General features: G+C 71.3%; 14 protein-coding genes. 5 read left to right on the forward strand and 9 right to left on the reverse strand.

From position 1 onward, the window contains the following. Nucleotides 1-113: 113 nt before the first annotated feature. Nucleotides 114-617: a MarR family transcriptional regulator gene (locus tag AB0M20_RS08065; RefSeq protein WP_364295631.1), complete on the reverse strand. Its 504-nt coding sequence runs from the start codon at nt 615-617 to the stop codon at nt 114-116. Nucleotides 618-737: 120 nt separating this feature from the next. On the opposite strand from AB0M20_RS08065, the gene AB0M20_RS08070 reads away from it, so the two are divergent. Next, on the forward strand, nt 738-1,388 hold the full coding sequence (locus tag AB0M20_RS08070; protein WP_364295634.1) for an NAD(P)H-dependent oxidoreductase: 651 nt from the start codon (nt 738-740) through the stop codon (nt 1,386-1,388). 34 nt (nt 1,389-1,422) lie between these two features. On the opposite strand, the gene AB0M20_RS08075 is transcribed toward AB0M20_RS08070, so the two are convergent. Next, on the reverse strand, nt 1,423-1,962 hold the full coding sequence (locus AB0M20_RS08075) for a TIGR00730 family Rossman fold protein (RefSeq protein WP_364295637.1): 540 nt from the start codon (nt 1,960-1,962) through the stop codon (nt 1,423-1,425). A gap of 1 nt (nt 1,963) precedes the next feature. Continuing rightward, nucleotides 1,964-2,779 (reverse strand): TIGR00730 family Rossman fold protein, encoded by an 816-nt coding sequence (locus AB0M20_RS08080; protein WP_364295640.1) that lies wholly within the window; start codon nt 2,777-2,779, stop codon nt 1,964-1,966. 166 nt (nt 2,780-2,945) lie between these two features. Between AB0M20_RS08080 and AB0M20_RS08085 the strand changes: the two genes are divergently transcribed. Further along, nucleotides 2,946-3,119 (forward strand): hypothetical protein, encoded by a 174-nt coding sequence (locus AB0M20_RS08085; RefSeq protein ID WP_364295643.1) that lies wholly within the window; start codon nt 2,946-2,948, stop codon nt 3,117-3,119. On the opposite strand, the gene dapE is transcribed toward AB0M20_RS08085, so the two are convergent. Next, complete coding sequence (gene dapE, locus AB0M20_RS08090; protein WP_364295646.1) at nt 3,106-4,191, reverse strand: succinyl-diaminopimelate desuccinylase; 1,086 nt, start codon at nt 4,189-4,191, stop codon at nt 3,106-3,108. The two genes, AB0M20_RS08085 and dapE, sit on opposite strands and share 14 nt — an antisense overlap. A 63-nt stretch (nt 4,192-4,254) precedes the next feature. Here dapE and dapD point away from each other — a divergent pair, with 63 nt between their 5' ends. Beyond that, a complete protein-coding gene (gene dapD, locus AB0M20_RS08095) occupies nt 4,255-5,196 on the forward strand; it encodes a 2,3,4,5-tetrahydropyridine-2,6-dicarboxylate N-succinyltransferase (protein WP_364295649.1) in 942 nt (313 codons plus the stop codon). Here the strand turns inward: dapD and AB0M20_RS08100 are convergent. Beyond that, a complete protein-coding gene (locus AB0M20_RS08100; RefSeq protein WP_364295652.1) occupies nt 5,193-7,817 on the reverse strand; it encodes a hypothetical protein in 2,625 nt (874 codons plus the stop codon). The genes dapD and AB0M20_RS08100 overlap by 4 nt on opposite strands. Before the next feature lie 67 nt (nt 7,818-7,884). Beyond that, complete coding sequence (locus AB0M20_RS08105; protein ID WP_364295655.1) at nt 7,885-8,481, reverse strand: LysE/ArgO family amino acid transporter; 597 nt, start codon at nt 8,479-8,481, stop codon at nt 7,885-7,887. 70 nt (nt 8,482-8,551) lie between these two features. Here AB0M20_RS08105 and AB0M20_RS08110 point away from each other — a divergent pair, with 70 nt between their 5' ends. After that, complete coding sequence (locus AB0M20_RS08110) at nt 8,552-9,391, forward strand: LysR family transcriptional regulator ArgP (protein WP_364295658.1); 840 nt, start codon at nt 8,552-8,554, stop codon at nt 9,389-9,391. Between the two features lie 111 nt (nt 9,392-9,502). Beyond that, a complete protein-coding gene (locus AB0M20_RS08115) occupies nt 9,503-10,246 on the forward strand; it encodes a methyltransferase (RefSeq protein ID WP_364295661.1) in 744 nt (247 codons plus the stop codon). A 4-nt stretch (nt 10,247-10,250) separates the two neighbouring features. On the opposite strand, the gene AB0M20_RS08120 is transcribed toward AB0M20_RS08115, so the two are convergent. The 3 genes from AB0M20_RS08120 to AB0M20_RS08130 form a co-directional block, all read right to left on the reverse strand. After that, nucleotides 10,251-10,970, reverse strand: a complete 720-nt coding sequence (locus AB0M20_RS08120; RefSeq protein WP_364295664.1) for a class I SAM-dependent methyltransferase — start codon at nt 10,968-10,970, stop codon at nt 10,251-10,253. Beyond that, the gene (locus AB0M20_RS08125; protein WP_364295667.1) at nt 10,967-11,821 is read right to left on the reverse strand and encodes an oxidoreductase; all 855 of its coding nucleotides are present in this window, start codon (nt 11,819-11,821) and stop codon (nt 10,967-10,969) included. The genes AB0M20_RS08120 and AB0M20_RS08125 overlap by 4 nt, the downstream gene beginning before the upstream one ends. A gap of 9 nt (nt 11,822-11,830) precedes the next feature. Next, on the reverse strand, nt 11,831-12,702 hold an 872-nt coding region (locus AB0M20_RS08130; RefSeq protein ID WP_364295670.1), incomplete at its 5' end, for a beta-eliminating lyase-related protein.

Consider the following 12,702-nt stretch of genomic DNA (forward strand, 5'->3'; position numbering starts at 1 on the left):
CCCGGTGCCACCCAGCGCGTCGCCCGCGGGTTCGCCGGGGACCCTGGTCACGCCGGGGTGGGCAACGAGGACGTCCACCCCGGCGTGACGCATCCGCGGGCGGGCGCCACGGCCTATCGGACGGGTTCCTGCGCGGACGGTGGCCAGGAGTGCAGTGGGTCCACCTGGGCGGCGATCTGCCGGCCGATGTCGCGAAGCGCGGTCACCTGGTCGGGCCGCAGCGCGTCGAAGACGAATCGCCGGACCGTCTCGACGTGGTCGGGCGCGGCCCGCTCGACCACGGCCATGCCGGCGTCGGTGAGCGTCGCCTCGATGAAGCGGCCGTTGCGGGCGCACGGCTCCCGGAAGATCCAGTCGCGCTCCTCGAGGCGTTTGACCACGTTGGAGAGCCGGGAGAGCGAGCCGTTCACGTACTGGGCCAGATCGCTCATCCGCATCCGCCGGCCGGGCGACATGGAGAGCGACGCGAGCACCAGGTACTCGAAGAACGAGATGCCGCTGTCGCGCTGCAGCCGTGTGTCGATCTCGCCGGGCAGCTTGATCATCAGCCAGGACAGGGCCATCCAGGCGTCGCGCTCGTCGGGCGACAGCCAACGCGGTTCGCTCCGGCCTTCCACGTGGCCAGCCTACCGGCCGGAGCTGGATGCGAGCTAGATCACTCCAAGGTTGACTTCACTCTTGAAGCGGGAAGAGCATTAACTTCAAGCGTGAAGTCAACTTCGACAAAGGGACGAATCATGACGCTGTTTCGCTTGGACGCCAGCATCCGGGCCGAGGGCTCGGCGAGCCGCGAGATCGCCGACATCGTCGAGCAGGAGTGGCTGGCGGCGCACCCGGGCGACAAGGTCGAGCGGCGGCACATCGGCGTCGACGTGCTCCCCGCCGACGCGTGGGGGAACGCGGTCAGCGCCGGCTATGTGCTGCCCGAGGATCGCACTCCCGCGCAGGCGGCCGCCGTCCAGCTCGCGACCACCCTCACCGACGAGCTGGTGAACGCGGACGCCGCGCTGCTGGCCGTGCCGCTGTACAACTGGGGCGTCTCGCAGCACATCAAGGTCTGGTTCGACCTGATCATGACGGATCCGCGGGTGCGCGCCCCCGAGCCGCTGCTGCAGGGCAAGCCGGTGGTGCTGGCGGCGGTCCGTGGCGGTGGGTACGCCCCGGGCACCCCGAAGCACGGGTGGGACCACTCCACGGCGTACCTGCGGCGCATGCTCGGCGAGCTCTGGGGCGCGGACCTGACCGTGGTGGAGCGGGAGCTGACGCTCGCGGAGGTGAACCCGGCGATGGAGCCCCTGCGGCCGCTCGCCGCGCAACTGCACGCCGAGGCCCTGGAGGCGGCCCTGGCCGTCGGCCGCGCGTTCGGGGTGGCGCCCGCCCCGGCGTGAGCCGCCGAGCCGGCGTCAGCGATCGCGGTGGTGCTCAGGATCCCTCGAGGGCGTCGAACGCGGCCGCGACCGACGACGCCACCGTGACCATCTCCATCGCCTCGCGGCGCACGAACTCGGTCTCCGCCAGCGTGCCCAGCCAGGACAGAAAGCCGGTGTAGAAGCCGTCCGGGTCGATCAGCACGATCGGCTTGCGGTGCAGGTCCAGCGTCGCCGTCGTCCAGACCTCGAAGAGCTCGTCCAGCGTGCCCAGGCCACCCGGCAGCGTGATGAACGCGTCCGACCGCTCGATCAGCAGGTTCTTGCGGCTGCCCATGTCGTCGGTGACGATCAGCTCGTCCGCCTCGGTGTCGGCCACCTCCCAGTCGACCAGGGTCTGCGGGATGATGCCGACGGTGTGGGCGCCGCCGGCCCGGGCGCCGGCCGCGACCGCGCCCATCATGCCGACCCGGCCGCCGCCCGAGACCAGGGTGTGGCCGCGGGCGGCGAGCTCCTTGCCGGTCTCGGTGGCCAGGTCGAGCCAGCGTTGCTCGAGGCGGGTGGACGACGCGCAGAACACACAGACCGCAGCCACGTCAGCCGACCCCGGAGGGGTCCGGGCTCTCCGGGCCTGCCGGACGCCCCTCTGCCGCCGGCACCAACGGAGCGGCGGACACGATGATCTGCACGGCCTCGTCGACGTCGTCGGTGACCTGGATCAGGTCGAGGTCGGCCGGGGAGATCTTGGCGTCGTCCAGCAGCGTGCGCTTGATCCAGTCGAGCAGGCCCGCCCAGTACGCCGAGCCCATCAGGATCACCGGGAACCTGGTGACTTTGCGGGTCTGCACCAGGGTGATCGCCTCGAAGAACTCGTCCAGCGTCCCGAAGCCACCGGGCAGCACGACGAACGCCTGCGCGTACTTCACGAACATGGTCTTGCGGACGAAGAAATAGCGGAAGTCGATGCCGATGTCGACCCAGTCGTTGAGGCCCTGCTCGAACGGCAGCTCGATGCCCAGCCCGACGGACATGCCGCCGGCCTCGGTCGCGCCGCGGTTGGCTGCCTCCATCACCCCGGGCCCGCCGCCGGTGATCACCGCGTAGCCCGCCTCGGCCAGCGCCGCGCCCAGGTCGGCGGCCATCTCGCACTCGGGGCTGTCGGGCTTGCTGCGGGCGGAGCCGAAGACGCTCACTGCGGGCGGCAGGTCGGCGAGCGTGTCGAAGCCCTCGACGAACTCGGACAGGATGCGCAGCGCCCGCCAGGCGTCCTTGGTCTTCCACTCGCGGCGGTGATGCGAGTCGAGCAGCTTCTCGTCGGCCGTACTCGGCGGAATCGACTCACGCCGCAGGGTGACCGCGCCGCGGTGACGCTCCGGTGCCGATCGGGGTCGCCCGTTGGTGCCATCAGTCATGGCACCAACGGTAGTGCGGCGTGACATGAGCCGGTGAATAACGCGGTCGGTTTCGGTAAGAGGATTGCGCGGTGCGAGCCTTTTTGCCAGATTGGGGAAACCGTCCGTAGCTCCAGGACGTCTATACAGTTACCTGAACCGCCCCACGGCAGGCAGAGGAGCCACCGTGACGACGCGATACGAACGAATCAAGATGCAGCGCCGCATGCAGCGGCGCATCCGACTGGTGGTCGAGGAACGCCGCATGGCGATGGCTCAGCCGCCCGAACGGCCGATCGAGGCCGACCAGACGATCGAGCTGATACCGCGGGCGATCGGCCGGGTGTCTATTCCCCGATAGCGGAAGAGGCCAGCCATCGGTGCAGCGTCGCCGCGCCGTCGCGGATCTTCCCGATCTCCACGTGCTCGTCGGGCGCGTGGGCCAGCAACGGGTCGCCCGGACCGTAGTTCAGCGCCGGGATGCCCAGCGCCGCGAACCGGGCCACGTCCGTCCAGCCCAGCTTCGCGGCGGGTTCCTCACCGATCGCGGCGAGGAACTCACGGGCCGGCTCGGCGGTCAGTCCCGGCAGTGCCCCGGGCGCCGAGTCGGTGAGCTCGATCTCGAAACCCTCGAACACCTCGCGTACGTGTGCCAGCGCCTGTTCCTCGCTCCGGTCCGGCGCGAACCGCAGGTTGACCTCGATCTCGCAGGCGTCCGGAACGACGTTGCCGGCCACGCCGCCGGAGATGCGAACCGCGTTCAGGCCTTCACGAAACGTACATCCATCGATTGTGACCGATCGCGGACGGTAATCCGCGAGCCGCTGCAGCACCTCGCCCATCGCGTGGATCGCGTTCACTCCGCGCCACGCCCGCGCGGTGTGCGCGCGCTTGCCGGAGGTGCGGATCACCACCCGCAGCGTGCCCTGACAGCCGGCCTCCACCACGCCGTAGGTCGGCTCGAGCAGCACCGCGAAGTCGCCGCTCAGCCACTCGGAGTGCGCCTCGGAGGCCAGGAGCAACCCGTTGTACCGCGACTCGATCTCCTCGGCCTCGTAGAAGAGGAAGGTCAGGTCGTAGCGGGGGTCGGGCAGCGTCGCCGCCAGGTGCAGGGCCAGCGCGACGCCCGACTTCATGTCCGACGTGCCGCAGCCGAAGATCAGGTCGTCCTGCACGGTGGACGGGAAGTTGTCGTTGATCGGCACCGTGTCGAGGTGGCCCGCAAGGACCACCCGCTGGTCACGCCCCAGATCCGTACGCGCCATCACCGTGTTGCCCAGCCGGTCCACGCTCAGGTGCGGCGCCTGGCGCAGCACCTCCTCGACGCAGTCCGCGATCTCCTTCTCCTGGAGGGACTCCGACCGCAGGTCGACCAGGACGCGGGTGAGCTCCACCGGGTCGGCCAGGACGTCCTGGGTAAGCGGGTTCGCCATAGGCCGCACCATACCGGGGATCGGTGAACCACCCTCACGAAGCGCTTCGGTAGGGTCGTGCGGGTGACGACCGAGATCTCCACCGAAGCCGCCTGGGGCGTCGGCGTGGCCACCGTGACCACCGAGGGTCAGGTGCTCGACGCCTGGTATCCGTCCGGCCTGCTGGGCCTGGGCGAGATCGGGGAGCACGAGCTGCCGGCCGGGCTGGCCGGCCCGCGCGCGCTGCCCGGCCTGGAGACCGTCGAGGTGCGTACGGTGATCGGCTCGCTGGCCGACCCGATCAAGGACGCGCCGGACGCGTACCTGAGGTTGCACCTGCTCTCGCACCGCCTGGTGCGGCCCAACGCGCTGAACCTGGACGGGATCTTCGCCCACCTGGCGAACGTCGCCTGGACCTCGGCCGGCCCGTGCCCGCCGGCCCGGGTCGACGAGCTGCGGCTGCTGGAGCGGGCGGCCGGCCGGCACCTGACCGTCTTCGGGGTGGACAAGTTCCCGCGGATGACCGACTACGTGGTGCCCAGCGGCGTGCGCATCGCCGACGCCGACCGGGTGCGCCTGGGTGCGTACCTGTCCAGCGGGACAACGGTCATGCAGGAGGGGTTCGTCAACTTCAACGCGGGCACGCTCGGCGCCTCGATGGTCGAGGGCCGCATCGTGCAGGGCGTGGTGGTCGGCGACGGCTCCGACATCGGCGGCGGCAGCTCGATCATGGGCACGCTGTCCGGCGGCGGCAAGGACAAGCTGACCATCGGCGAGCGCAGCCTGCTCGGCGCGAACGCCGGGGTGGGCATCTCGCTGGGCGACGACTGCGTGATCGAGGCGGGCACGTACGTGACGGCGGGGTCGAAGGTGACGCTGCCCGACGGCCGCGTGGTCAAGGCCCGGGAGCTGGCGGGCGTCGACGGGCTGCTCTTCTGGCGCAACTCGGTGACCGGAGCGCTCGAGGCCCGCCCCCGCAAGGGGACGGGCATCGAGCTGAACTCCGCGCTGCACGCCAACGACTAGCCGGTCACCCGGCCGATCAGCGTCTTCTCCAGCAGCAGCTCCTCCCACGTCCCGACCTGGGCGTCGAGCCGGATCTGCTCCTCGCCCTCGGCCAGGTCGTCGGTGACCGTCGGGATCGTGATGTCGGTGGTCAGTTCACCGGCCGGCACCTCGGCGTAGATCCATGGGTACACCTCGGACAGCGGCCGCGACGGTTGCGGATCCTCGCCGGACACCTCCGCCAGCCACTCCGCGGGCACGTCGGTGGTGGACAACTCGGTCGCTCCCTCGGGCGCGGCGGCGGAGCCGTAGAAGACGAACCCGGCGTCGGCCGCCTCGGAGAGCGTCAGCCGCCACCGCAGGCTCTCGCCCTCGGCCACGGTGTCCGCGACCGGTTCGAGGGTGATCTTCGGCGCCGGGTCGTCGTTCTGGATGATCGCCCGCCCGCCGTACCCGCCGACGAGGACGCCGCGGACCGCCTTCGCCCGCACCTCGTCGTAGCGGTCCGACGCGTACCTCGTGTTGCCGGTCACCTCGACCGGCACCCGCAGCATGCGGTGGCCCGGCTTGATCGTGGCCACGAACGAGCGGTCCTCGCCCGTGCTGCCGTCGACAACGAAGATCCGCACCTTGCCCGTGCCACGCCCGGTCACCTTCACCGGCACCTGGAGGGTCTTCGTGCCGTCGTCACCCTCGACGTCGGTGACCGTGCCGACGTCGATGCGCGGCAGCGCCCGCGGCGCCGGGTCGGGCGTGCCGGCCCTGCGCGTCCAGGCGTCGATCAGCAGGCCGGTGGCGGAGCCACGCGGCGTGAGCTCGAGCTTGGTGATCCGCTTGACGCCCTTGAGGGGTACGCGCACCTCACGCGCCCAGAAACTCTGCGTGGCCTCCGTGCCGGGCAGCCCGTCCACGGTCACGTTACCGAGGTCGACGCCGTTGACCGTCACGCCGAACCGGTTGCCCGTCGTGTTCGGCGGCACGGCGAGGCGCATCGCGAGCTCGCCACCGCCCACCTTCGCGGCCGTCCGGGGAGTGAGCGTGGCCGTCGTTCCGGCGGCGATCTCCACCGCCTGCCGGCCGGGCTCGGTCCCGACCTCCCAGAATCCGACGAAGTGCGGCGACCACGTAGTACACGCCTTCTCCGGATCTTCGGTGATCTGGTCGCAGAGCCGGCCACCGGTCACCCCGAGCGTGTCGCCGGGGATGATCACCGGCGTGCGGGCCGCGCCGATCGCGTGGCTCAGCACCCGAGCCGGTCCGGCCGAGGGCGCCGACACCCCGGTGCCGTCGAGCAGCGGCAGCACCCGGTCGTCGTCCTGGACGAAGAGCCGCGCGGCGGCCGCGATGTACGTGGCGCCGGCCGTCTGCTGCTGCGGCCCGGTGAGCCGGGTCGGCGCCTCCGGTGCGCACACCGCGTCGTACTCCTCGTTCCACCAGTCGTCGTTCGACGGCGCGGCCGACTGCCCGGGCGTCCACTCGGTGTTGAAGAAGTTGTGGTTCGCGCCGACGACGTACAGGGCGCTGTGCAGGGCCTTGCCGTTGCTCACGCCGCGGGTCGCGTCGATGTACTGCTGGCCCTGCAGGTCGGAGACGTCGCCGTCGCAGCCGGGCAGGATGGTGGCCGACGGCACGTCGGGACCCGGGTCCTGACCGAAGATGGTCGGGCCGATCATCAGCAGGCCGCGGATCTTCCAGGTGGTCCTGCCGGTGAACCCGTCGCCGGGCGGGGGCTGCAGGCTGTCCATCGCGGCGCGGTTCACGCCCTCGCCGCCGCGCGAGTGGCCCATCAGGAAGACCTTGGACAGGTCAGCCCTCGGTGCCTGCCGCACGATCTCGGGCGCCGCCGCCCGGGCGCCGCCGGCCCAGCCGGTCCAGCGTTCGAGGTGCCGGCGGATCAGGGTCGAGCGGGCCTGCGCTCCGGCGTCGTCCAGCCAGCCATCCTGGCCGTTGACGCCGTTCGCCGAGATCGACACGGTTACGTAGCCCTGCGACGCCAGCAGTTGCTGGGCCTGGCGGTAGCCGCGGTAGCTCGGGATGGGCTGGTAGCCGTCGGTGCACGGCCAGTCGATGGTGAGGGCCTCCGGGTCGCCGGGTGTGTAGCAGGTGGCGTGGCGCCCGTGCAGGAAGAGGGCCAGCGGTCGCTTTCCGGAGGCGCCCTTCGGGGCGACCACCAGGGCCCGCATCTCGAGCGGCGCCGGCATGTCGGGCACCGTGATGGTGGGCAGGTCGTACTCGCCCTCGATCGTGGCGAACCGGCCGGGCGTGCCGGGGTCGACCGGGCTCGCGGGCAATGCCGCCGGGAGAGCCACGGGTGCCTTGCGCGACTTGGTTCTCGCCCGCGGCGGCAGGTCGAGGCGGCGGCCGGCCGCGCGTACCTCGAGCTCCTCGATCTTGACCGGACTGTCGGGGACCAGCGTGTAGGTGCGGAAGTCGCGGCTGTGGGCGCGGCCGAGCAGGCGGTCGCCGGACCAGAACTCGACGGCCGCGTCGGCGATGGGTAACCGCCGCGGCGCCGTCCAGGTGAGCGTGTTGCCGGTCATTCGCCACGCGTCGGCGGGCGGCGGCGGTGCTGCCTGGGCGGGCACGCCGATGCCGAGCACCATCGACGCCACCGCCACGGCGGAAATCAGAATCCTGCGCATGGCGGCCTGTCTACAACACAGAGACAAGTTCAGATTTATCTATTCATGTCGAGACTCCACTGTGGTGTCAGGTCAGCAGGAGAGTGACGGCGATGATGGTCATCACGGTGGCGATCAGGGCGTCGAGGATGCGCCAGGCGATCGGGCGGGCCAGGATCGGGGCCAGCTTGTGGGCGCCGGCGCCCAGTGCGGTGAACCAGGCGAAGCTGGCCGCGGCCGCGCCGAGGGCGAAGAGCCAGCGGTGCGGGTGCTGCTGCGCGATCGAGCCGAGCAGCAGGACGGTGTCGAGGTAGACGTGCGGGTTCAGGTAGGTGAAGGCGAGGCAGGTCAGCAGCGTCGCCCGGAGGGTCGCCGGGGCGCGGTCGGCCGGGTTGAGCGCGGCCGGCCGCACGGCTCGTTTGGCCGCCAGGCACGCGTACCCGAGGAGGAAGGCCGCGCCGACCCACTTCACGACGAGCACCACGGTGGGTTGCGCGGCGATCAGCGCGCCGAGGCCGGCGATGCCGGCGATGATCAGCGCCAGGTCGGAGACCGCGCAGGTCAGGACCACGGGGAGTACGTGTTCCCGGCGCAGCCCTTGACGCAGCACGAACGCGTTCTGCGCCCCGATGGCGACGATGAGCACGATCGAGGCGGCGAATCCGGCGACGGTTGAGCTGAGCACCACTCCACTCTGCGGGCTCGGCCGGGATCAGACCAGCTAATGTTTCTTCACCCCGATTAGTATCGCTTACGTGGATCAGCTGTCGACGTTCCAGGCGGTCATCGAGGAGGGCAGCTTCGAGGCGGCGGCGAGACGCCTGCACGTGACGCCGTCCGCGGTGAGCCAGCGGATCAAGGCGCTCGAGCAGGAGGTCGGGCAGGTGCTGGTGCGGCGGGGGAAGCCGTGCACGCCCACGTCCGCGGGTTCGGCGTTCGTCCGCCTGGCCGGCCAGGTGTCGCTGCTCTCCCGCGAGGCGCTGGCCGCGGCCCGGGGCGGCCTCTCCGGCGATCGCGTCCGGGTGTCGGTGGTGGTGAACGCGGACTCGTTGCACACCTGGTTCATGCCGGCCCTGACCCGGCTGCCGTCGCTGGCGTTCGACCTGCACCAGGACGATCAGGATCACACGACCGACCTGCTCCGCGCGGGCACGGTGATGGCGGGCGTGACCTCGCAGCACGTGGCGGTGCAGGGTTGCCGGGTGTCCCGGCTGGGTGCGATGCGATACCTGGCGGTCGCGGCGCCGTCCCTGGGCCCGGTCGACTTCGCGACCACGCCGGTGATCCTGCTGAACCGCAAGGACCAGTTGCAGCACCGGTTCATGTCCTCGGTGACCAGGCGGCGGCTGGACCCGCCGATCCACTACGTGCCGGCCGCCGCGGCGTTCGTGGAGGCGATCCGGCTGGGTCTGGGCTGGGCGCTGGTCCCGGAGCAGATCGCGAGCGAGGACATCGCGGCCGGCCGGCTGGCGGAGCTGACCCCGGGCCGACACCTGGACGTGCCGCTGTACTGGCAGTGCTGGCGGATCGACTCCCCGGTCCTGACCGACCTGACGGAGGCCGTCAAGCAGGCGGCCGAGTCCGCCCTGCGCTAGGCCGGCCGTCCCAGCATGTGGACCGCACGCTCTGATCACCCGTGCGATAAGTGCCCTGGAACACGCACAACCGCGTCCCTTTTGTGACCAGCCCATGGTTAACGTCGACTGGTGCAGGCGATTCCGAGTTACGACGTGCTGATCGGCGAGGCCGTGGGGGTCCCGCTGGTCGGGTGGGAGTTCGCCTGGACGGACGGCCGGGCGGTCGGCTCCGACCCCAGCTGGTCGTTCCCCGAGATGGCCCGCCGCCTGTTGCGCCGGGCCGGCAGCCTGCTCGATCTGGACACCGGGGGCGGTGAGCTGCTCGCCGAGCTCGCGCCGCTGCCGGCACACACCGTCGCCGTGGAGAGCTGGGCGCCGAACACGCCGGTGGCTCGCGACCGGCTCGGGCCGTTCGGGGTGTCGGTGCTGACCGAGCTGCCCGGCGGTGAGGACGAGTTCGACGTCGTGCTGAGCCGGCACGGGCGGCTGCCCGCGGACGACATCGCCCGGCTGCTGCGTCCCGGCGGCACACTGCTCACTCAGCAGGTGGGCAGCGACGACCTGGCCGATCTCAACGCCGCACTGGGCGCGCCCATCCCCCATCCCAAGAAATGGAATTCTCAGGTTGCGGTGGACGCGCTCGAGGAGGCCGGCCTCGAGGTGACCGACGTCCGCGAGGAGCGCCCGCTGCTCTCCTTCCACGACGTGGGCGCCATCGTCTACCAGCTCCGCGCGGTCCCGTGGCAGGTCCGCGACTTCAACCCCCAGCGGTACGACCGCGAGCTGCGCCGCATCGACGCGATCATCCGCACCGAGGGCCGCTTCAGCGTCACCGCGCACCGCTTCCTGGTCCAGGCCACCCGGCCGGCCTGAGGCGTCAGGCCCGCGCCAGCACCAGCGTGGTGGTCAGGTCGAGGGTCAGCGTGTCGTCCAGCACCTTGTCCAGCCCGTCCAGCGCGGCCTGCCGCTGCTCGGGCGGGTGCCGCCGAAACGGCGAGAAGGTCTGGACGAGCTGCAGATAGCGCTCCTTGCTGAACTCCGGGTACGTGTGCCAGATCCGCTCGTCCACCTCGGACCACGCGCCGCTGCCCTCGACATCCTCCAGCAGCCAGTGCTCGGCGCGCTGCTGCACGGTCGGGTCGACCGAGGTCAGCACCTCGCCGATCGCCTTGTCGACGGCCGGGTCGGCATAGCCGTACTTGTGCGCGAAGACGGCCAGCACCCCGCCCGGTGCGAGCGCGTCGCGGGTCCGGGCGTTGCGGGTCTTCTCGTCCAGCCAGTGCCAGGCCAGCGCGCAGATCACCAGGTCGAGCCCGCCGGCCGGCGGCGTCCACTCCTCGTAGGTGGAGTTGACCACCTCGACCTGCGGGAACTTCGCGGCCAGCACGCCGGCCATGCGGGGGTCCGGCTCGACACAGGTGACGGGCACGCCGAGGCGTACCAGGAGCTCGGTCGCCTTGCCCGTGCCCGCGCCCAGATCGGCCGCCGCGCGCAGGTGACCACCGTGGAACTGCACCACCGCGTCGAGAACCTCGATCGGATAACCGGGCCGCACGTCGTCGTAGAGCTCCGCGACCTCGCCGAAGATCCGGGTCATGAGGCGACCGCGTCGAGGATCTTGAGGGCGTCGTCGTCCAGCTGCACGGTCGCGGCGGCGAGGTTCTCACGGAGGTGCCCGACCGTCGACGTGCCCGGGATCAGCAGGGTGTTCGGCGACAGCGCGAGCAGCCACGCGAGCGCCACCTGCGCCGGTGTCGCCTCCAGCCGCTGCGCGATCGAGATCACGTCGGGATGGGTCAGCACCGGGTTCTGCGCGCCGCCGAAGGCCGAGCCCAGCGGGAAGAACGGCACGAACGCGATGCCCAGCTCGGCGCACTCACGCAGCAGTGGCAGGGACTCGCGGTGGACGAGGTTCAGCGGGTTCTGCACGCAGACGATCTCGGTGCGCCGGACCGCCGCCACCAGCTGCTCCCGGGTCACGTTGCTCAACCCGATGCCGGCGATCAGTCCCTCGTCGCGCAGCGCGATCATCGCGTCCAGTGACTCGCCCAGGTCACTGCCGTCGTACACCCGCAGGTTCACCGCGTCGAGCCGCTCCACCCGCAGCGTGCGCAGATTGTCCAGCACACCCTGCCGTAACTGCGCGGGCGCCAGCGCCGGGAGCCACCGCCCGGTCTCGTCGCGTTCCGCACCGACCTTGCTGACCAGAGCGAGATTCTCCGGGTACGGGAACAGAGCGTCCCGGATCAGCTCGTTCACGACGTCCGGCCCGTAGTACTGCGCCGTGTCGATGTGGTCGACGCCCAGCGCGACGGCCGTCCGCAGCACGTCGATCGCCTGGTCACGGTCGCCGGGCGGGCCGAAGACACCGGGTCCGGCGAGCTGCATCGCGCCGAACCCGACTCGCCGTACCGAACGGGAACCGAGGGGGAAGCTGTCGGCTGTCATGCCCTCAGCCTACTTTTGGCTGAGCCACTCCAAAGTCTCCGCGATGAAGGCCGGCTTGTGCCGCAGGGTGGCCGTGCCGACGCCCAGCTCGCACCGGACGACGTCGGGGTCACCGGTCGCCATCGCGCGCGGCCATACCCAGAACTGTGTCTCGTCGGCCAGCTTCTTGGCCCGCGCCGCATACGACTCGGCGGTGGTGTTGAGCAACAGGTGCATCATCGGCGTCTGCGGCGGGTCGGGCAGCACGCGCACCGTCGCCACCTCGCGGAGGGCGGCCGCGATGGCGTGGGTGTGGTCCATCCGGGCCGGCATCTCGGCCAGCGCACCCGGCAGCAGAGTCAGCGCCGACGCCGCGGCCGGCCACAGGCCGTAGAGGGTGCCGCCCAGCCGGTGCCGCCACTCGCGCACCTCGGCGACATCCTGCTCCGGCCCGGCCACGCAGCAGCCGGAGAGCGCACCGACGCCCTTGTAGAACGAGACGTAGACCGTGTCGAAAAGCGCGGCGATCTCGGCCGGCGGTCGCTGATAACCGGCCGCCGCCTCCCACAGCCGTGCGCCGTCGAGGTGGGTGGCGGCGCCCCGGTCGCGCGCCCACCCGGTCTGCTTCTCCAGCTCCGGCCACGACGGCAGCCGCCCGCCCAGGTCGCGCTGCGGCAGCTCGAGCAGCAGCGCCGCGACCGGCTCGGCCACGCCGGCCAGGTCGGCGGCGGTGAGCAGGCGCTCGGTCTCGCCGACGGCCCGGCCGGTCAGGCCGTGCAGCCGCTGGTGCGCCTCGCTCTCGTGCCGGGCCAGGTGACAGTAGGGGTGCCAGACGACGGTGCGGGTGGTGCGGCGGTCGGCGTGCACCCGCAGGGTCGCGGCCTGCGCCATGGTGCCGCTGG

The sequence above is a fragment of the Actinoplanes sp. NPDC051633 genome (assembly GCF_040681735.1).
Taxonomy (GTDB): domain Bacteria; phylum Actinomycetota; class Actinomycetes; order Mycobacteriales; family Micromonosporaceae; genus Actinoplanes.

What these genes read in the sequence shown, in the direction of transcription:
- AB0M20_RS08070 (WP_364295634.1), top strand. Translation starts at nt 738, where the DNA reads ATGACGCTGTTTCGCTTGGACGCCAGCATCCGGGCCGAGGGCTCGGCG.
- AB0M20_RS08080 (WP_364295640.1), bottom strand. Translation starts at nt 2,779, where the DNA reads ATGACTGATGGCACCAACGGGCGACCCCGATCGGCACCGGAGCGTCAC.
- dapE (WP_364295646.1), bottom strand. Translation starts at nt 4,191, where the DNA reads ATGGCGAACCCGCTTACCCAGGACGTCCTGGCCGACCCGGTGGAGCTC.
- AB0M20_RS08100 (WP_364295652.1), bottom strand. Translation starts at nt 7,817, where the DNA reads ATGCGCAGGATTCTGATTTCCGCCGTGGCGGTGGCGTCGATGGTGCTC.
- AB0M20_RS08120 (WP_364295664.1), bottom strand. Translation starts at nt 10,970, where the DNA reads ATGACCCGGATCTTCGGCGAGGTCGCGGAGCTCTACGACGACGTGCGG.
- AB0M20_RS08125 (WP_364295667.1), bottom strand. Translation starts at nt 11,821, where the DNA reads ATGACAGCCGACAGCTTCCCCCTCGGTTCCCGTTCGGTACGGCGAGTC.